This is a genomic window from Paenibacillus sp. FSL P2-0136 (assembly GCF_037975325.1).
In the GTDB taxonomy this organism is placed as follows: Bacteria; Bacillota; Bacilli; order Paenibacillales; family Paenibacillaceae; genus Paenibacillus_AQ; species Paenibacillus_AQ silagei.
The window spans coordinates 7,541,206-7,561,617 of record NZ_CP150244.1 but is presented as its reverse complement, the minus strand read 5'-3'; the positions used below and the strand labels follow the sequence as shown (position 1 = coordinate 7,561,617).

The following is a 20,412-nucleotide window of genomic DNA, read 5'->3' as shown; positions in this document are numbered from 1 at the left end:
ATTCAGGAGGGATTGGACAATGAAGAATAAGATGAAGAGTAAAAGATATGCGCTGCTGCTAGCATCAGCCCTGACAGTATCCACAGTCCTGGCGGGCTGCGGCGGCGGCAAATCGGCAGGCAATGTGGCGGCTGGAGACAGCGGAGCCGGGAATACCGGCGGTTCGGGGGAGCAAGTGACGATATCTCACTATACCATTGACTCGGAGGACCGGACTTTTATCGAGAAGCTGATCCCGGATTTCGAGAAGGCGCATCCGAACATCAAGGTCAAGGTGGAGAAGGCACCGTATGAGCAGTTCGACAGCAAGCTGCAGACACTGATTGCCGGCGGTAATTCCCCGGATGTGACGAGCCATTACGGATATGGCGGCTTTGCCGAATACTATAACAAGGATATGCTGCTGGATCTGACGGACCTTATTAAGGAAGACGGCTTCAAGGCGGAGGACTACAATATCCCCGAGAATCTGATGAAAATCTATACCGTAAACGGTCATACTTACGGCATACCGGTCAATATGTACGTCACCCTGATGCTCTACAACAAGGATATGTTCAATGCTGCGGGCGTCTCCTACCCGCCAAGTGATTATGAGGATAAGAGCTGGACGTTTGACCGCATGGTGGAGGATGCCAAGAAGATGACACTTGTCTCGGACGATATCGCCAAAACACAGTACGGTGTAGATTTCACTTGGGCGGAGCGGGATATGCGGCCGCTGTACTTCGGGGCAGAGCCTTACTCTGAAGATACCTGGACCAACGGCGGTGTTCCTTCCGAGACGCATTTCGATTCCCCTGAGGTCATTGCCGCTTACCAGAAGCTGTTCGACCTTGTGTTCAAGGAGAAGGTGTCCCCGACTTCCGAGTGGAGTAAAAGCGTAGCCGGACAGAACGGCGACCCGTTCGTCGCAGGCAAGATTGGCATGTCGATCGGCGGCTCCTGGAACCTCGCCGGGGCTAACGACTTCCCGTTCAAGATTGGCGTAGCTGCTGTGCCATGGGGAGGCAACGACAAGGTGCGCAGCACGCTGTTCGTTGATCCGCTGCTGATTCTGAAGGACTCGAAACATCCGAAGGAGGCTTTTCAATGGATCAAATACCTGATGACCACTGAAATCCAGGAGAAGTCCATCGAGCTGAGCGGCGGCAATCCGCCAGTCAATACGGAAGCGGCTGAGGTGTATTACAAGCATTTTGACGGCATTGATCCGGAGGATGTGAAGAAGGTCTACGAAGGCGCAGTCAAATACGGTTATGAATCCTACAACCATCTGATCACCAACTACTCGCAGATCAACGACATGTTCATCAATGAGCTGCAGCCGGTCGAGACGGGTCACAAGACCCTGGAAGAGGTTATGCCGGTGATTCAGAAGAAGGTTACGGAGATCATCAAGAGGTAGCGGCCAGGCGATGGTTATATGTTTAGCGAAACCCCGGTGCGGCCTGTATACTGGAGATAGAACAAGTGGAAACGGCTTTGCCGTCCTTTTAAAGGACGGTACCGTTTCAGCGAGAAATAGAAGGATAATTTATCGTGTGCAACATATTAATTCTATATTTTAAAAGCACCGGACAATCTGCCGCAAGGAGCGCTTGAAATGAAAGTAAGTATTTTTGATGTAGCCAAAAAATCAGGGCTGTCCGTGGTCACCGTATCGCGGGTATTAAACGGAGCAACGTCTGTGCGGGAGAACAACCGCCAGAAGGTGCTCGACGCGATCAAGGAGCTGGATTACCGCCCGAATGCAGCAGCCCGCAGTCTGGCCAGCGGCAAGACCGGCATCATCGGCCTGATTGTAACGACCCTGCAGGATTCCTTCTTCGATGCTGTGGTCAAGGAACTGAATGAGACGCTGGCCCTGCACGGATATTATCTGGCGATCTCCGTATATGATGGCATTGGCTCCGGCGAGAGCCACTACCTGATCCAGGAAGACCGGGTGGACGGACTTATCCTGCTCTCCCCGATCAAAGAGGACAATTATATTGTCGAGCTGAAGCGGCGGGGCATTCCCTATGTGCTGATCGACAACCAGCTGCCGGAGAATGACAGCTACTCGATCACCATCGACAACTTCAAAGGCGGGTATGCCGCAGCCAGCCACCTGCTGGAGCTGGGGTATACCTCCATCGCCCATCTCTGCGGGCAGGAGATGTTCCGCAGTACGCGGGAGCGGCGCGCGGGCTTCCTGCAAGCGCTGCAGGAGCAGGGCCTCGCCCCGTTCGAGATCGTACACGGTGAATTTGAGATCACCATGGGCTACGACACGGCGCAGCGCTGGCTCGCAGAGGGTAAGCTGCCGGGGGCGGTATTCGCCGGAGATGACAATATCGCCCTCGGGGTGATCAATGCCCTGATGGAGGCAGGCGTAAAGGTGCCGGAGGAGGTTGCTGTAGTCGGCTACGACGACCACTATATCGCCTCCCAGCTCCACCCGCATCTGACCACTATGCGCCAGCCGGCGGATAAGATCGGCGTCGCCGCCGCCGACATGCTGCTGCGCCGGATCAGCGGGGAGATGAAGCGCGGCTCCAATATTAAGATCGATCCGGAGCTGATTGTGCGGGAATCGACCGTTGGGGACGCGAACATTCAGCGCTAGTTGTATTCTATACACTTAAAAACAGTGAAAAGGACGGCTGTTCCCTTCTAATTGTAGTCTGTACAACTAAATCTGCCCGAATGGGGAGAATCCGGGTACAGACGGCATTATAGTTGCACCAAATACAGCTAAACAGATATTCGGCGGTCCATCTGCCGATTTAGTTGTACAGAATGCATTTAAGCATGCCTCTGAAGCATCTTGCACCGGCATGCTCACCAAACGTTTAGGAGGTACAAACATTGGCTTACTACTTGGGGATCGATGGGGGAGGCAGCAAGACCTACGCCCTCATCAGCGATGAACAGGGCCGTATTCTAGGCAAAGGCCGAAGCGGCAACGGCAATCACCAGACCAGCGTGACGCAGGCGGAGAATAACATCCGCGAAGCGGCTTCCATGGCGCTGGCGGAAGCCGGGCTCCGGCTGGATCAGCTTCGGCAAGCCTATCTGGGGCTTGCCGGTGCTGACCGCCAGACCGATTATAACATTCTGCATCCGATGATCCGCCGGATCGGCTTCACGAATTATACGATCAGCGGCGATACGATGATCGGCCTGCGGGCGGGGACAGACCGCCCCTACGGGGTGGCCCTGATCTGCGGCACCGGCACCAATGCGGCGGGCCGTAATCCGCAGGGCCGCCACTTCCAGTGCGGCGGCTTCGATTATATGTACGGCGATTTCGGCGGCGGCGGCGCGCTGAATATCGAGGTGTTCCGCACAGTGATCCGGGCCTGGGACGGTCGCGAAGCGCCCACGCTGCTGACGGAGCCGCTCCTGAAGCTGCTCGGCTATGAGCGGGTCGAAGACATGTACGATGACTTCCTGGATCACGGGAAGCAGGTGCCGCTGGATGCGGCCCGCCTGCTTTTCCCGGCTGCGGCTGAGGGCGATGCCGCCGCTCTGGCGATCCTGAACCGCCAAGGCGTGGAACTGGGCAAGGCTGCGGCGGCCGTCATTCATCGGCTCGGTATGGAGAACGATGAATTTGATGTGGTCCTGGCCGGAAGCGTGCTGACCCGAGGCGACCGGGGCTGGATTCGCGGGTCGATCGAGCAGGCTGTGCATGAAGCGGCACCAGGCGCGGCAGTGGTTACCCTCTCCACCGAGCCTGTGGTCGGCGCCCTCTGGTCGGCGCTGGAGAGTGACGGGATCACCGTCAGCCAGGGTATGTATGAGACGATGCGTGCTTACAGAGAGTTCGAGCTTATTCCCACTACCACCAGACAGGAGTGATTCATTGTGACAGCGAACCAAGGTCTTAAGATTGCCGTCATCGGCGGAGGGTCTTCCTATACCCCCGAACTGGTAGAAGGCTTCATCCTGCATCATAAGGAGCTTCCGGTCCGGGAGCTGTGGCTCGTAGACATTGAGGCTGGCCTGCATAAGCTGAACATCGTGGGCGCTCTGGCGAAGCGTATGGTGGAGAAGTCCGGCCTGCCGATCGAGGTCCATCTCACCACCGACCGCCGCGAGGCCATTGCCGGTGCGGACTTCGTCAGCACGCAGATCCGTGTCGGTATGCTGGATGCCCGTGCCCGTGACGAGGCGATTCCGCTGAAATACGGCGTGATCGGCCAAGAGACGACCGGTCCCGGCGGCATGCTGAAGGCACTGCGCACCATACCGGTCATTCTCGGCATCTGCCGGGATATCGAGGAGCTGGCACCGGACGCCTGGCTGCTCAACTTCACCAATCCCGCAGGTATGGTCACCGAAGCGGTCCTGCGGTACTCCAAGGTGAAGAGCATCGGTCTCTGTAATGCCCCGATCGGCCTGATCAAGCAGGTATCGGCCAAATATGACGCTGCCCCTGACCGGATCTATGCCGAGTTCGTCGGCCTGAACCACCTGCACTGGATTACCCGGATTGATGTGGAGGGTGAAGACAAGCTGCAGGAGATGATGGAGGATACCGCAGGCTACAGTGCAAAGAATGTTCCGGCACGCGAATGGAACCCCGAGTTCCTGCAATCGCTGCATGCCTTACCTTCGTATTATCTGAAGTACTTCTACATGACCGATGCGATGCTCGCGGAGCAGCAGGAGGCCGCCGCACAAGGCGGGAACCGTGCCGAAGTCGTCAAGCGTGTGGAGGAGGAGCTGTTCGCCATCTACAGCGACCTTGCGCTGAATGAGAAGCCGAAGCAGCTGGAGCAGCGCGGCGGAGCCTTTTATTCCGAGGCGGCCGTGAACCTGATGCGCTCGCTCTATAGCGGCACCAATGACATCCAGACACTGAATGTGGCGAACCGGGGCATCTTAGATTTCCTGCCGGACGATGCCAGCATCGAGGTCAACTGTGTCGTCACGAAGACCGGCCCCCTCCCGCTGTCGCTGACGAAGATTCCGCCGATGGCCAAGGGACTGATTCATGCTGTGAAGACCTATGAGCAGCTAGCCATCGACGCCGCCGTCACCGGTGACCGCAGCCTGGCGATCCAGGCGCTGGCCCATCACCCGCTCGTCCCTTCCGTGGAAGTAGCGATCGTCATGCTGGATGAGATGCTGGAGGCGAACAGCGAGTATCTGCCGGCCTTTTTCGCTCAGGACTAATCCCTTAACATCAATAAAGAGCCTGCTAACCACAGTTCACTCTGCGGCCGTACAGGCTCTTCACTTATTTCTTTATGGTATAACGGTAGGTTTCGCCCTCAATCTCGAAATCCGCATATAGCGTCTTGCCACTCGACTTCACTTCATCAGGAACCTCGGCCATGAACACCAGAGTACCATACTTCAGCGGTCCAATCGTCGAGATATTGGTATAGGTGAAATCTTCACCGCCGTTCTTCTCCATCGTCGCGAAGGTGCTATATTCATATTTGTTATCGTATGTAACCTCCACCTCCGCTACTCCACCCGCATTGATGGCTTGACCTGCGAGATTTTTCACCTTCAAAGTGATCGCCAGATAGGTTGTGCCCGGTTCCTTGGCTTCGTAGTAGGTGTAGTATGACCCCGGATTCGATGGATTAACCTTCTTTCCAAATGAGGTCTTGGTAATGGTATACTCACCCGTTCCATCGATCGTGAGCGGCGTGCCTTTTGCGATCCGCTTGTGTTGTTCGCCGGAATCAGCGGCTGCCGGGCTGTCCCCGGTACTTATAAGTTCGGCCGTACCGCCTTCCTCTTTCGCTGTCACAGGCCTCACAACAAGGTCTCTTTTCAGCGCTTCATTTTCTTCCTTTAAAAACTTGTTCTCCTTCTTCAGCTCACTAATCTCTGCCTTCAGCTTCTCCGTGCGATCTCTGCCAGCGCCTGCACTGCCCGAAGAACAGCCGGTTACGGTTACCGCTAGCATAGCAGCAACGAGCCAGAGACCGCCTGACTTCATTGTCATAGGACACCCCAATATTTGTATTTCAATCTTCATTATTATAAGACAGACTCTGTGTCAAAAGATAGAAAGATATGTAAAATCCCCACAGCTATTGTCGAATGAAATAGCGGATGGCCGATGCGAGCCGTAATCGTCACCCCCGGTGTTGCTTGCGGTACTGCAAGGGTGAACGTCCTGTAATGGCCTTGAACACCCGCCCGAAATGCGCAATGCTCTCAAATCCCGTCTCCGCCGCCACCCGGGTGACCGGCCACTTCGTCTGCGTGAGCAGTACCTTCGCCTCACGGATGCGGACATAGTTCAGGTACTCAATGATGGTGAAGCCTGTGGTCTGCTTGAAAATCCGGCACAGATACGTAGCGCTGATGAAGAACCGCTCGGCAATTCCCCCAAGACTCAGCCGCTCGCTGTAATGGTTGTCCAGGTATTCGATGATGCCGTATACCCGGCGCTGCCCCTCGCTCTGCTCCGGTGAGACCAGGGCGGGCTTCGCCCTCCTTATCCGCTCCAGCGTAATCAGCAGTTGCAGCAGCAGCATCCTTGTATATTCAGTGCTCCAGCGCAGCCCCTCCTTCTGTTCCTCCTGCATCGCCTGGAGCAGGTCTGTGATGAGTCCCTGTTCATGCGCCGTAGGCCGCAGCAGGAAGCTCTCCCCTTCGAACACATTCATCCAGTCTGCCCCGGGTGCCACCGGCTCCAGATAGGCATCGTCAAAGCTGATCAGCACCCGCTCATGCGGAAGATGACTTCCGCCGGTTGTGCGGTGCAGATGATTTTTGTTAATAAACACGAGGTCTCCGGCTTCCAGCGCGTACCTTCCGTTACGGATATAATAGTGCCGCTCCCCGGATAGCAGATAATATATTTCGTAGAAATCATGGAAATGGTCGGTGTCCATATTGAAATGCCCGATGCGCCTCAGCTGCTCAATCTGAAAAATAGGTTCCACCCTGCACCAAGCCCCCTGAAAGGATAAGATAAGCACACTTTTGAGCAAAAATGACTAAATACCGTTCACTTTCTGCATTTTCTATACTATAAAATAGAAACAAATCCAAGTAAATGGAGTGATTCCCTTGTCCAAAAAGAAATATGCACTTGTCGGCACTGGCGGCCGGGCTGAATTTTTCTATGGCGCTCTTGTTACCGCTTACAACAAAACCTCCGAGCTGGTGGCCTTCTGCGATGTCAATCAGACGCGGATGAATTTCGCCAATCATATGCTTACGGACAAATACGATTACCATGAGGTTCCTACTTACAAGGCCGAGGACTTCGACCGGATGATCACTGAGACCCGGCCCGACTTCGTGCTGGTGACTACGATTGACCGGACGCATCACAAGTATATCATTCGCGCGATGGAGTTGGGCTGTGATGTCATTTCCGAGAAGCCGATGACGATTGACGAGGAGAAATGCCGGGAGATCTTCGATGCGATTGAGCGCACCGGCAAGAATCTGCGGGTAACCTTCAACTACCGCTATGCGCCGCATAACACGAAGATCCGTGAGGTCATTATGGACGGCATACTGGGCGAAATCCTATCCGTGAACTTCGAATGGCTGCTCAATACCCAGCATGGAGCGGACTATTTCCGCAGATGGCACCGCGACAAGCGGAACAGCGGCGGCCTGCTGGTGCATAAATCGACGCATCACTTCGACCTGATGAACTTCTGGCTGGGGTCGCAGCCGGACACGGTTTTCGCCATGGGCGACCTGCGCTTCTACGGCAGAGAGAATGCCGAGAAACGGGGCATCACCGAGTTCTATCAGCGTGCCTACGGCAGCAAGGCTGCCGAGAACGACCCGTTCGCGCTACACCTGGACCGTAACGAACACCTGAAGAGCATGTACCTGGACGCCGAACATGAGGACGGGTACCAGCGCGACCAGAGCGTATTCGGGGACAATATCAGCATCGAGGACACCATGAATGTCATGGTCAAATACAAGAACAAGACCGTCATGAACTATTCGCTTAACGCGTATATGCCGTGGGAGGGCTTCATCATCGTGTTCAATGGGACTCAAGGGCGGATGGAGGTGCGGATTACCGAGCAGTCCTACGTCAATTCCGGCGGCAAAAAAGAAAACGAAGGCGCACTGGAAGGCGTCAGCATCATGATCTATCCGCATTTCAAGGAGCCTTACTGCGTAGAGTTCGAGAGCAGCAGCGGCGGACACGGCGGCGGCGATCCGGTGCTGTTGAGCGATATTTTTGACAAGAAGCAGGAAGACCGCTTCAACCGCGCAGCTTCGCACAAGGACGGCGCGATGTCCATTATGACCGGCATTGCCGCTAACCGCTCCATGAAGACCGGCCAGCCGGTGAAAATAGACGACATCTGGAAGGCGTGATCTGGCGCGTGGCGTCGCAGCAGCGATGAACCCCGCACGATAATGCAGAAGCCCCCCTTTGATCACGGGTACGTGGTGAAAGGGGGGCTGTATTCGGTTTTCCGCCTATATTCTATTCGCAGCAAAAAAAAGACCCTTCATTTAAGAAGGGCCTTCGCTTGCATCACGGTTAAAACCATTATGCGGTCAAGAGGACTCGAACCTCCACGATATTGCTACCACTGGCACCTGAAGCCAGCGCGTCTGCCAATTCCGCCATGACCGCAAAGAAAACATTCAATGCAACGCAAGAAGTAATATATCATGAATCCTTCAAAAGAACAAGTCTTTTTTATTAATCATGGTTAAAGAGGGATACAGCCACTTTGAGAAGGGGTCTAGCTGGTGCGTCATAGCTAACCTCAACTTACGGTTGATTTTGTTATACCGCGTGCCCTACTCCAGTATATGGGTTATTTGGAGAACGGAGATTATAATAGACTTACGACGTCGGAATCCATTATAGGAGTTGTACTGAGTATGATCGTAAGTGAAAAAGTTGGCAAACGAATTGCTACCCTCCGCAAAAGAAAAGGCTTGTCCCAGGAACAATTAGCGGAACTGCTCCATGTCAGTGCACAGGCGGTATCCAAATGGGAGACTGGCAAGTCTCTGCCGGAGACAGCCACCCTTCCCCTGCTATCCGCCGCATTGAACCACTCGATTGACAGCATTTTGCTGCCCCAGGAGCTTGTGGTGCTCTCTGCAATCTATACAGATGGACAGCAGGAACTGGATGTTACCCAGCTTGTGAACCAGTTCGTAGCCTCAGACCGCTTAAGCTTACTCCCCGGGGAGCACCTCTTTCCCCACTCATGGAATGACGGCCGCCTGAAGCTGCTGCTTGTCACCTATGAGACCCCTGACGGCATATATTCGACCTTTGTGCTGAAGGACCAGCTGCTTACGATAGATATCCATTCGAACGGGTATGTCTCAACCAGTGATGAGCTGCAGATTATTGCTGCGCATTATGGGAATGAACAGGCACACCGTAGCGTTGCAGCCAAAATGAAGCATTATGAGCATTTCCGCTGGACTCAGTTCACCGCCACACATGAGCTGTTTCCCAGTCTGATCGACTGCGGGGGTCAGGACTACCTCCTGCTGGTCTATCTGAATGCAGAAGGTATTCATGCCGTAAGCTGCGCGGAAGGCGAACAGATTCATTACAGCCGGGACCGCAGCCATCTCTATCAGACCCACTCCTCCCGGGATCAGTGCATTATTGAAAAGATTCCGCGGCTGGGCTTCGGACGGGGTCGGGATTGCTCCTGGGCAGGAGCCATGACGCTCGCTCTTACCGCCAGAGGCGTAGAGACCACCTACGAGCAGGTGATGGGCTATTCGGGAGCCTGCTGGAGAATGGCTTTTGAACCGGTATGGGACTACAGCGCTGCGGATGCCCTTGTCGTCTATGACTACTCCATTCCCGCCTGCAAGGCTTATGGACTAAGTGCCCGCCGGGCCAACCGGTTGGAGCCGCAGCAGCGCACAGCCGAGAAGCTGGCGATTCTGGAGGATATCCGCCAAGGCAGACTGCCACTTGCGATTAACCTCAGGGTAGCGCCGGAGTGGGGAGTCATTACAGGATATCTGGCCGAGGGGGATGTGCTGCTGTGCCGCAGTTATTTTGACGATGAGACCTTCAGTGAGCTTGAAGCTGATCCTGAGTTCCAGGCTCATATGAGGATAAGCCAAGGGTATCTCCATGTGGATCAATGGCCTTACCGGATTATCAGGCTGGGAGATCAGATGGAGGCCCCGTCTGCACTTGAGAATCTATATGCATCGCTGCGCGTTAAGCTGGAGTCTATGCAGGCTGAGACCCTGTCCAACAGCAGCTCTTATGCTATAGGATACAAGGCGCTGGAGCTATGGAGAGAGGGACTGCAGGATCACCCTTGGTATGCCGCAGCGGACGAAGAAGCCTTCAGCCGCAGGTTATCCGTCAATCACTTCTGCATGATGGCCCTGGCAGATGCCCGCCGCTGCGCCGCCGCCTACTTACGCGACTCTCTGCCGCTGGTGCATGACCCTCACGAACAGGCTGCCTTATCAGAGATGGCTGCATTGTATGAAGCAATGGCAGCTTTGCTGGAAGACTTATATGAGGCATTACCCGACCCTGCTGTCCTCCGAAAGAAAGGCGCCTCCTCCAGACTCAGCTGGACCTCCCGGCAACGCGGGCAGCAGGCGGAATTACTGACGCGGATAGCCTCGATGGAGCACCGGGGAGATACTCTTGCACAAACGGTGCTGAGCCTCGCCTAAGGGAACGTTGTTGTGTAACCTGACAGGCAGCAGCTTAAGCAGAAGCGCCGAACGCTTCTGCTTAAGCCAGACTGCTGTCTGAAGTTAGTCTGATTTACGGACCGGCCGCAGCACCGCATACCCGTAACCCTCGGGGAAATGCCGCTGATAATCCTGCTTCTCCTCTTCATCCCACACATAGCCCATAACCGCAGGATCATAGTTCCAAGCAACTTCCTCAACGATACGCATCACCTGCCCATTATCCTGCAAGTAATCAAAGGGCGGATGAAAAAAGACCAGGTACTCCGATTCCGGGATATCCCAACACTCCATGCCCTCCGGAACCGCCCCGTCATAGTCAGCCGCGACAAGGATACCATACAGATAGCCTTTGCGCCCCTCCTGATAGAACCAGCCTGCCGTCTGGCCGAGCTGCCCGGGCAGCGTATGATGCGACATGCTCTCAAGGGTTCCGGAGACCTCATCGCAGTCATGCCCATTCTTCCAGAATCCTCCGTAATTGTTAGAGCCGATATCGCGGATGCCGATAAACTTATGCGCCGGTATCAACTCAAGCTTAATCTCCGCTTCCTGCAAATGCACCTGTCTCATTCTATCCCGCTCCCTGATCAGATAATGATAAGGAGAGAACACCTCGGCACGAATGGCCAGCGGAATCGGCTGTGGAGCCTTGCGGTAGGAATGTGGAGTAAGCTTGAAGGCTCTGAGAAAGGCCCGCGTGAACGCCTCCTGGGAGGAAAATCCGAACTTCACGGCAATATCCAGAATGCGCGCATCCGTGTCCCTAAGCTCCAGTGCCGCCCGGCCAATCCGGCGCTGCCAGACATAATCCCGCAGCGTCATCCCGGTCAGCGCATGAAATTGCCGGGTGCAGTAATACGGCGAATACCCTAGCTGCTCCGACATCTCCAGCAGCGTAGGCGAAGCCGTAAGATCCTCCTCCACCCAGTCAATCATGCGCTGAACCATCTCATTCCATTCGTACATTGATGTTCCCCTCCTTTCATTAATGATCTTAGCAGAGGCCTAGTGTGTATATATGACTTGAGTTGTGGTGCCTTTAATCCTATTTGTATCTTCACAATTTGTATATTTTCAGAACATCCCGCCCCCAACAAGGATATGCTTCATGACCCGGTCCCTGTTGAATCCGTTCTTGTCGTAGAAGCGGATGGCGGCTGTATTCTCCTCGCTGACAACCAAGCTGATACTCGAATAACCCAGCCCTTTGTACTTCTCTGCCAGACAGGCAATCAGTTGCCTGCCTATGCCCCGGCTTCTCTCTTCAGGCCCGATGCATAGGTATTCCAGATGAAGGGTGCCTGTCCGTGCATTTCTTCTTACTATTATGTATCCGGTGAACCGGCCCTCGTTAAGAACAGCGTGAACGTCATATTCACTGTTGCTGCTGTCTTCTATCTCTGCAGTAATCTCTTTAGGGGTGAGAATTGCGCCTTGAAATTGCTGATTATGCAGATCGAGAATCTGCCCGGTCCACCTGGAGGCAGGCTCTGTGACGGGCAGAACAGACAAGCCAGGGTGCATGTGACGGCTGCTGTCAGGCGCTGATGCTGTAGCGATCGAGTAGTGGTAATGCGTGTTCACCTTCTCGGCTTGATAGCGGGCAGCGTATTCCATGAGCGGAGTATTATCACCACTAATAAAAAGATGGATATACCTTATAGCTCCCGCTTCAGCGGTCTCACTCACATAGTTGAATAAGAGCCGGAGCTCTTCTTCAGGGTGAGCTGAATAATAGGGCCCCCATACCTCAATATCCTCTTGCCCATCCCCAACGTCATAGATGTCCAGGATAACCACGCCAGTAATACGTTCTCCTTCATACAGCACCAGACTTGCTTCCTCCATACCGTCACTAAGGTCATGCATAACATCCTCCAGCGTACTGCCTACATACCCGCACTGCTGGTCTCCTGTATTGCGGGCGCAGATGAACGCCGCTAACTTCCCGATATCGGTCAAACGATTCTCCCCCTAATCATAGAATGACTAGTATAAGTTAATTCCACCTATCTACTAATAGTACGTTATCCTGCCCCCAAAGACAGCCCCGGGTTGTTCAAATATATTCCGCAGAACTCCATACCCGCACAAGCCGCCCCTCAGGTTCTGAGTAAAATAGAGTAAATAGAACAGTGAGGTGAATGACGAATGGCAAATTCAACAAAGCTCCGCAAGCGGGCACAGCAGCTGAAAGGCCAGCCGGTCTGCATCACTTTGCATAATGGGCGTTCCTACGTAGGATGGATTACAGATCTGAACCAGGAGGCGGTGATTCTGTCCAGACCCGGCACGCGTAAGGGGCCAACCCCGAAACGGAAATCCTCTTCAGCTGCGCGGAAAGCAGAGGTGTCCGGCTTCATGCCTCTACTCGGCTCGCTGATGGGCGGGGGAGGCGGGGTGGCCGGTATCGGCGGGGGTCTCGGACGGTTCATGGGCATGTTCGGAATGGTGCAGAAGGCTATGCCGGTGATGAAGATGGGCTACAACATGATCAAGTCGATCCGGCCTTTTCTGGGCGGGCTCAAGGGCTTAATGGGCTAACATTTATATTTTCAAAAAAACGGATGTGCCGCCATTTCGCATGGGCACATCCGTTTTGGTGTGGAGCTTCTTACGCCGCCGCTGGCAGCACGGTCTCCGGTCTATTTTTTGACCACCTTGAAGTTATCCGTAAGCAGCAGCCAATTCTGCGGAAAAGGCAGGCCCAGCTTCCAGTAGCTGATGCCCCGCAGCCCTAACTCCTTGATCAAATCGAACTTGGCCTGAATCGAGCGGGCATCCTCGAACCATACCGTATGCTGCCGCCCCTCGTCATCGGTGTAATTGAAATGCGGAGCCTGGGCTCTATAGTCATATTGAATGGCTGCATTCCTGTTCCTGGCCAGATCAATGGCCGCCTGCGGACTGAGCGCTTTGGCATATTGCCCCCCAGCTACAAAAGGCAGCGTCCAATCATAGCCGTACAGATTCTGGCCCATCATGATTTTACCTGCGGGCATCTCACTTGCTGCATAAGTCAGTACCTGACGGACAGGCCCGATGGGCGAGACAGGCATCGCCGGCCCCCCGCTATAGCCCCATTCATACGTCATAATAATGACGAAGTCGGCCACCTCGCCGTGGACCTTATAGTCATGCGCCGTATACCAGGCCCCAACCTGTGACGCGCTGGTCTTGGGGGCAAGGGCGGTGGACAGCAGGAAGCCCTCCTTATGAATGACCTCTGCCGCTTTCCGCAGAAAAGTATTGTACGCTTCACGGTCCTCCGGCCGGAGAAACTCCAGATCAAAGTGGATATCCCGGAAGTTCAGCCGCTTCGCTTCCGCGATGATGTTCTCAAGCAGCCGGTCCTGAACCTCCTGATCATTCAGAATAATGCGCCCGAGCTCAGAGCTGAACTGGGCATCCTCCAGATTCGTCACGACCATCATCAGCGTCACCTGATGCTCCGCGGCAATGGAGGCGAGGCCGTCCAGGGGCGGCGGGACCAGCGTTCCGTCCCGCTTGATCCGGAAGCTGAACGGTGCGAGATACGTCAGCTCAGGAGCAGCCTCACGGGCAGCCTTCTGCAGCGGCTGGGAGACACTCTCCCCCCTTGGCTCCACATACGCGTTCACTTCCGCTTGCCGCCTGGGTCCAGGGGGAATGTACAGACGGAGTCCGACCTGCAGCGGCTGATTCAGCGTCAGCCCGTTCACCTCCGCCAGCTCGCTTGCCTTCAGGCCGAACCGCTTGGCGATGCTGTAGTAGCTGTCGCCCGGCTGCACCCAATAATACTGCCCGGCAATCGGGATTACCAGCGCCTGCCCTGCCACCAGGCTTCCCGGCGCAGAGAGCTGATTCGCCTCAGTTATAGTATCAGTGCTTACTCCGTAGGCCTGTGAAATACCATACAGCGTCTGGCCCGGCTGCACTACATGTATTTGCATACGTTCCTGCCATCCCTTCATAGTAGCCGTTTTATCTCTATTTTATTCGGCGGCCGTGCGGGTATGCGGAATCAGGCGGATCATGTAAATTCAATATTTGCAAAAAAAGACACCCCCGGAGGGTGCCTTGCTGCTCATGCTATCAATGATCTGATGCTATACCCGCTTGAATTCAATCCATTCAATCTGCAGGCCGGGCTTGACGAAGTCCAGCTTCAGCTCATACCGTCCGGCTTCCAGTTCAACCTTGACCAACTTCTGTCTGATCCACCGGCCCTCCGTTCCGTTCGTCTGAATGGTGGTTACCGCTTGTCCATTCAGGGTCAGGTTGCAGGCGCTCTGCGCAAGCTCAGGCTCAGGAGACATGATGCTGACAATAATGCGGTACTGGCCCGCCTCGTCAGCCTGAATGTAGGTCGGCCCGGACACAGCAGGCGTTACCTGTGCGTTCTCGCTCAGCACCTGCACCTGCTCAGCCCCGATAGCCGGATCAGCCTTGAACGTATCGACCGCTTCAATAATCTCGTGCTTTCTGGAGAATACCGGCGCCTTCATGATGAACTCACAGATGTTGATCGCTGAGCGCTGAAGCTCCCCGCGGGTAAGCGTGCCATTCTCCAGAGATGCGATTGTATTGTCATCGTAAGCGTTAACCTCTGCCCCATAGTTACTAACGACCATGTACAGATCGTTCTGGGCGCGGACCATCCAGTTCGTATTCTTACGGTCTGCCGGTCCTCCGTTCACCACATCGTTCATGATCGCCCACCAGTCGGTCATGACGATCCCCTGGAAGCCCCATTCGCCGCGGAGCAGCGTGGTGTTGAGGTCATAGTTGGAAGCCGCCCAATGCCCGTTCACCGGATTGTAGGAGGTCATGATCGAATTGGCCCCGCCCTGCTTGACTGCGATTTCGAAGCCCTTCAGGTAGATCTCACGCAGCGCGCGTTCCGATACGACAGCATCGACTTTACTGCGGTGCTTCTCCTGGTTGTTGCAGGCAAAATGCTTCAGCGTCGCATTAGAGCCGCCCTTCATAATTCCGCGTGTGCATGCGGCAGCGAAGATCCCTGAGATCAGCGGATCTTCGGAGAAATATTCGAAGTTACGCCCGTTGAGTGGGCTGCGCCGGATATTCAGCCCCGGTCCCAGCAGCGCATCCACCTGGTTGCGCAATAATTCCTGGCCTTCCATAACATACAGTTCTTCCACCAGCTCCGCATTCCATGTAGCGGCCAGCAGGGTTCCAATCGATACCTGTGTTGCCTTAGCCCCACTGTCCATACGGATGCCGGAAGGGCCGTCCGCTGTAGCTGCAACCGGAATGCCGTAGCTGAACAGACTGTCGCTCACGCCCCCGAACGCCGATGCCGTACCTGGAGTGACCAGCGGACTGCTCATGCCTTCGCCCCGGACAATCGCCGCCAGATCCTGGTCGCTTAGCTGGGCAATGAAGGTGCTCATGCTAACTTTTCCGTCATGGACATCTCTCAGGGTATATCCCTGATTGCCAGTCTGCGGAAGCTGTTGCGGCAGATTGCGTTCAATCCGCTCCGCCAGATCCACCTTGCGCGTTGGCACCTCGGAGGAGACCAGCTCATACGAACCGTCTGCCTTGCGGGCACCCGGCTTCATCCGCATGAAGCTCTCGGTAGGCGCCATAGCCTCTTGCAGCTGTTCCACGACCTTAAGCTCATCCAGCACATAGCCTTCTTGTCCATCCAGAAGTACTGCTGATACCGCTTTGACGCTGGTTCCTGCATAGAAGCGGTACGTTCCGGCTTCCAGCACATAAGCGGAAGCGTGCCCGGTCACTCCGGCGTCATCATAGGAAGCCATGGAATGGAGCGGGAAGCTTACAGTAATGCGCTGAGACTCACCAGGCTCCAGCAGCTTGGTCTTAGCGAAGGCTGCCAGCGCTTTGGCCGGTTGACCCAGCTGTCCTTGCGGCGCTTCAACATACACCTGCACTACTTCTTTACCGGCATATACGGCTCCCGTATTCGTTACGGTGACGCCGATTTCAATCTGCGGCTCGCCCGCCTGGTTCACCAGCTTCGCTTCCTCCGGCTCCAGCTTGAAGGTCGTGTAAGAGATCCCGTAGCCGAATTCATACTGAACCTTATCGGGACAGAAGGTCTCGAAATAACGGTAGCCCACGTAGATATCTTCCTCGTACAGATTCTTGAACTCATTGCCGTAGTTGCGGGTCGACGGGTAATCCTCAATGGAATACGCGATAGTGTCCGTCAGCTTGCCGCTTGGCGTAACCTCTCCGGCCAGAACATCGGCGATCGCGTGGCCGCCCTCCATGCCGCCATGCCAGGAATAGATCACTGCAGAGATAGGGTTCACATAAGCGGCGTCATTTACCCAGCTCATATCCATAATGTTGGATACGTTGAGGACCACAATCGTCTGTTCAAAATGAGCCGTAACCGAGACAAGCATCGCCTTCTCATCTTCCGTCAGCCGGTAGCTGCCTGCAGTATCGGCATTATCCTGATCCTCGCCCGCCGTACGTCCAATGACCACAACCGCTTTGGCTGACTGGCTTCTTGCCTGTTTCACCAGCTCGTCCGTAAGCGGCATTTCCTTCTGGTTCCACGGCTCCGCAGCCCATACCTTGCCGCCGTCATCGAACGGGTTAAGCCCGATCCAGGCCTCGTAGGCTGCAGCCAGCTCTTCATTCACGCTAATGTTCTTCTTGCTGCGCAGTCCATCCAGCAGATTCGTCGTATATGCAACGTGAACGCTACCGCCCGATCCTGTACCGCTGCGGTAATAATTCACCTGTATTCTGCCAAAAACAGCGACGCTCTCACTGTCACCCAGCGGAAGCACCTGTCCCTCATTCTTAAGCAGTACCGCACCCTCTGCGGCTACCGTCCGGCTAAATTCTGCAAAACCCTCTAACGGCACTCCAATGTTCTGTGTACTCAATTGGTTTCCTCCTGTATGTTCATTTCCCATGCTGTGGGTTGATTCTATAGATAACGCCCTCCCTGCAGGGAATATACGTTACCTTGAATCTCTATGGTCCTTCATATAGCATATCCTTCTAAGAATATAAGCTCCAGCCAGATTATTCAAGCACCGCTTGCCGGATCGCCGGGATGCGCACCTGTCTGCATAAATTTTTTTAGTAAAAAGACAGTTCTAAAATAAAAAGACACCTGTGCGGGCGTCTTTCAAGCCTGTTCCTATGCAATCCGCTCCGCCTGAAGAGATACGGCCGGATCTTCTGTTTATTTTATCTGCGGCGGCGGCCCTTCATCATGCGGTTGTACATAATTAGAGCAGCAACAATCATGCCCAGCATGGCTACACTGCCTGCCGATTCCTGCGACATGCCGAACATCAGGCACACACTTGTCACTAACTGTCTTGTCAGCAGCGCAACCGCAATCAGCATGATGGGCCGCCATATGTTATATCCTCTCACTTCAGCAACACTCCTAACCCGAATTTCAATAACCGTATGATTCCTCATTCCATGAACCATCAGGTTCTATTATAGCACAAGAAGGAATGCGCATACATTTTACAGTCGGCCAAGAAGGGGGAGATACTTTTGACAAGAACGTACGTTCGGTATATAATGCTCACATATGAGGGGGATTGAGACCGTGGATGTAATGGAGAAACTAGAGATTCTGACCGCTTCCGCCAAATACGATGTGGCGTGCACTTCAAGCGGTTCTGACCGCAAGGGCCAGGCCGGGGCGCTCGGCAACACCTCTCCGATGGGCATCTGTCACAGCTTCGCGGCGGACGGGCGCTGTATCTCGCTGCTGAAGGTGCTTATGACCAACGGTTGTGTATATGATTGTGCCTATTGCATCAACCGCAAATCTAACCCCATTCGCCGGGCGGCCTTCACCCCCGAAGAGATCGCAGATATCACCATGCAATTCTACCGCCGTAATTATATAGAAGGACTATTTCTTAGCTCAGGCATTATGCGCAATCCGGACTACACCACAGAGCAGTTAATTGCTGCACTTGAGCTGCTGCGCAATGTCTATCATTTCAACGGTTATATTCATGTAAAAGCCATCCCCGGAGCAGACGAAGCCCTGCTGTCCAGACTTGGGCTGCTCGCCGACCGCATGAGCGTCAACATCGAGCTGCCCTCGCAGGAGAGCCTCGGACGGCTCGCACCTGATAAGAGCAAGGTATCCATCCTGAAGCCGATGGGGCTGATTACCAGCCGGATCAAGGAGAACCGCTCCGATATCGTCAAGTATAACCATGCTCCCCGCTTCGCGCCTGCCGGACAGAGCACCCAGATGATCGTGGGAGCAACGCCAGATACCGATTACCAGATTCTGAATCTGACGGAAGGCTTATACCGCAAATACTCACTTAAGCGCGTATTCTTCTCGGCCTACACCCCGGTGGTGGAGGATTCCCTCCTGCCCGCTCTAGACACCAAGCCGCCGCTGCTGCGGGAACACCGGCTCTATCAAGCCGATTGGCTGCTGCGCTTCTACGGCTTCAAGGCGAATGAATTATTGGATGAGGCCGTGCCGAACTTCAACCCGCTGCTGGACCCCAAGTGCAGCTGGGCCGTTAACCACCGGGAGCAGTTCCCCGTTGAGATCAACCGCGCCCCGTACGAAATGCTGCTGCGTGTACCCGGCATCGGCGTAAGAAGTGCACAGCGGATCGTGAAGGCCAGACGGGCCGGATCGCTCGATTTCCACGCGCTGAAGAGGCTGGGAGTGGTCCTCAAGCGTGCCCAGTTCTTCATCACCTGCAAGGACAAACCGCTGGAAGGGCTGAAGGTAAGCGAGCATACGCTGCTCCGCTCCCTCATGTCCGGGCAGCAGCTGGCTCTCCAGCAGCCGCAGGTGGAACAGCTCACGCTGTTCGATGACTTCAACCTCTCCACCTTGCCCGCCGCCGGGGACTGGAACAGCTTCAACAAGGGGGCGAAGGCCTGATGTTCAAGCCGTCCGCACTGGCGTACACCTATGACGGAAGCTTCGAGGGTCTGCTGTGCTGTGTATTTGAGAGCTATGCCTGGAAGGAGATTCCGCTGGCAATTCATGCTGAAGGCGGGGAAATGGGCCTGCTGCTGGAAGCAAAATGGATTGAGACCGACAAGGAGAAGGCCGCGCGGGTACTGAAGTCCCTGCCGCTGCGGATCAGCCGCGAAGCCGAGGAGCTGGTGCGTCTGGGCTTCTGGAGCTGCGCCCCCGATAAGGAAATGCTGCTGCTGAACTTCCTGTATCTCGGCTTCCAGCATGGCCGCAAGGTGATGAATATGCTGGCTGATGATACTGTTAACAGTCTGATGAAGGCCGTTCAGCAGCTCCGGCATGAAGCGCATCTGTATACAGGCTTCGTCCGCTTCTCTGTATACGGCCCGGTCATGGCCGCAGTCATTGAACCGCAGGGCTATGTGCTGCCTGTAATCCGGGAACACTTCTGCGACCGGTTCCAGGGGGAGAGCTTCATGATCTACGACCAGAAGCACGGGGCGGCGCTGATTCATGAGCCCGGACGGGAGGCCATCGTTCCCTTAAGCGGGTGGACTCCCCCCGAGCCCGATGAGACGGAGGAAGCGTACCGCCGCTTATGGACCGGCTTCTATCACGCCATCGGCATCAAGGAGCGCAAGAGCGACCGGCTGCGTTCCTCTAAGATGCCGAAGCGCTATTGGAAGCACATGTTGGAGATGAATGGGAGTAATGGTGTCCCTGTACTCACCGCGGCGCAGCGGAAGAAGGTATTGCAGCCGGAGGTCCCGGAGACCATAATCCAGCTCCAATCATTGGACAAAAAGAGCGCTCCGCAGCCATCAACATGACTACCG

At 55.0% G+C, this 20,412-nt stretch carries 16 protein-coding genes and 1 tRNA gene; 9 read left to right on the top strand and 8 right to left on the bottom strand.

The features are described from left to right. Window positions 1-19: 19 nt before the first annotated feature. The 4 genes from NYE26_RS32530 (at window position 20) to NYE26_RS32515 (ending at window position 5,169) form a co-directional block, all read left to right on the top strand. On the top strand, window positions 20-1,408 hold the full coding sequence (locus tag NYE26_RS32530) for a sugar ABC transporter substrate-binding protein (protein ID WP_339252913.1): 1,389 nt from the start codon (window positions 20-22) through the stop codon (window positions 1,406-1,408). A 198-nt stretch (window positions 1,409-1,606) separates the two neighbouring features. Then, window positions 1,607-2,611 carry a LacI family DNA-binding transcriptional regulator gene (locus NYE26_RS32525; RefSeq protein WP_339252911.1) on the top strand — a complete coding sequence of 335 codons (1,005 nt, stop codon included), beginning with the start codon at window positions 1,607-1,609 and terminating at the stop codon, window positions 2,609-2,611. Between the two features lie 242 nt (window positions 2,612-2,853). Then, window positions 2,854-3,849 (top strand): BadF/BadG/BcrA/BcrD ATPase family protein, encoded by a 996-nt coding sequence (locus NYE26_RS32520; RefSeq protein WP_339252909.1) that lies wholly within the window; start codon window positions 2,854-2,856, stop codon window positions 3,847-3,849. A gap of 6 nt (window positions 3,850-3,855) precedes the next feature. Next, window positions 3,856-5,169, top strand: coding sequence for a 6-phospho-beta-glucosidase (locus NYE26_RS32515; protein WP_339252907.1), 1,314 nt, complete (start codon window positions 3,856-3,858; stop codon window positions 5,167-5,169). Window positions 5,170-5,233: 64 nt separating this feature from the next. On the opposite strand, the gene NYE26_RS32510 is transcribed toward NYE26_RS32515, so the two are convergent. Continuing rightward, window positions 5,234-5,956: a bZIP transcription factor gene (locus NYE26_RS32510; RefSeq protein WP_339252905.1), complete on the bottom strand. Its 723-nt coding sequence runs from the start codon at window positions 5,954-5,956 to the stop codon at window positions 5,234-5,236. A 133-nt stretch (window positions 5,957-6,089) separates the two neighbouring features. Continuing rightward, complete coding sequence (locus NYE26_RS32505) at window positions 6,090-6,905, bottom strand: AraC family transcriptional regulator (protein ID WP_339252903.1); 816 nt, start codon at window positions 6,903-6,905, stop codon at window positions 6,090-6,092. A 127-nt stretch (window positions 6,906-7,032) separates the two neighbouring features. Between NYE26_RS32505 and NYE26_RS32500 the strand changes: the two genes are divergently transcribed. After that, the gene (locus NYE26_RS32500) at window positions 7,033-8,319 is read left to right on the top strand and encodes a Gfo/Idh/MocA family oxidoreductase (protein WP_339252901.1); all 1,287 of its coding nucleotides are present in this window, start codon (window positions 7,033-7,035) and stop codon (window positions 8,317-8,319) included. Between the two features lie 181 nt (window positions 8,320-8,500). Here NYE26_RS32500 and NYE26_RS32495 read toward each other — a convergent pair. Next, window positions 8,501-8,584, bottom strand: a tRNA-Leu gene (locus NYE26_RS32495). Window positions 8,585-8,838: 254 nt separating this feature from the next. Between NYE26_RS32495 and NYE26_RS32490 the strand changes: the two genes are divergently transcribed. Beyond that, window positions 8,839-10,632, top strand: a complete 1,794-nt coding sequence (locus NYE26_RS32490; RefSeq protein ID WP_339252899.1) for a helix-turn-helix transcriptional regulator — start codon at window positions 8,839-8,841, stop codon at window positions 10,630-10,632. A gap of 84 nt (window positions 10,633-10,716) precedes the next feature. On the opposite strand, the gene NYE26_RS32485 is transcribed toward NYE26_RS32490, so the two are convergent. Both NYE26_RS32485 and NYE26_RS32480 read right to left on the bottom strand, forming a co-directional pair. Beyond that, entirely contained in the window at window positions 10,717-11,622 is a 906-nt protein-coding gene (locus tag NYE26_RS32485) for an AraC family transcriptional regulator (RefSeq protein ID WP_339252897.1), read from the bottom strand. A gap of 108 nt (window positions 11,623-11,730) precedes the next feature. Then, window positions 11,731-12,618, bottom strand: a complete 888-nt coding sequence (locus NYE26_RS32480; RefSeq protein ID WP_339252895.1) for a GNAT family N-acetyltransferase — start codon at window positions 12,616-12,618, stop codon at window positions 11,731-11,733. Window positions 12,619-12,807: 189 nt separating this feature from the next. On the opposite strand from NYE26_RS32480, the gene NYE26_RS32475 reads away from it, so the two are divergent. Next, window positions 12,808-13,200, top strand: coding sequence for a hypothetical protein (locus NYE26_RS32475; protein WP_339252893.1), 393 nt, complete (start codon window positions 12,808-12,810; stop codon window positions 13,198-13,200). Window positions 13,201-13,301: 101 nt separating this feature from the next. Here the strand turns inward: NYE26_RS32475 and NYE26_RS32470 are convergent, their stop codons facing one another. The 3 genes from NYE26_RS32470 to NYE26_RS32460 form a co-directional block, all read right to left on the bottom strand. After that, entirely contained in the window at window positions 13,302-14,588 is a 1,287-nt protein-coding gene (locus NYE26_RS32470) for a glycoside hydrolase family 18 protein (RefSeq protein WP_339252891.1), read from the bottom strand. Window positions 14,589-14,744: 156 nt separating this feature from the next. Further along, a complete protein-coding gene (locus tag NYE26_RS32465) occupies window positions 14,745-17,531 on the bottom strand; it encodes a glycoside hydrolase family 3 C-terminal domain-containing protein (protein ID WP_339252889.1) in 2,787 nt (928 codons plus the stop codon). 310 nt (window positions 17,532-17,841) lie between these two features. Beyond that, window positions 17,842-18,003, bottom strand: a complete 162-nt coding sequence (locus NYE26_RS32460) for a hypothetical protein (protein ID WP_235218339.1) — start codon at window positions 18,001-18,003, stop codon at window positions 17,842-17,844. Between the two features lie 223 nt (window positions 18,004-18,226). Between NYE26_RS32460 and NYE26_RS32455 the strand changes: the two genes are divergently transcribed. Beyond that, entirely contained in the window at window positions 18,227-19,537 is a 1,311-nt protein-coding gene (locus NYE26_RS32455; RefSeq protein ID WP_339252885.1) for a putative DNA modification/repair radical SAM protein, read from the top strand. Further along, entirely contained in the window at window positions 19,537-20,406 is an 870-nt protein-coding gene (locus NYE26_RS32450; protein WP_339252883.1) for a TIGR03915 family putative DNA repair protein, read from the top strand. The genes NYE26_RS32455 and NYE26_RS32450 overlap by 1 nt, the downstream gene beginning before the upstream one ends. The last annotated feature ends 6 nt before the right edge of the window (window positions 20,407-20,412 follow it).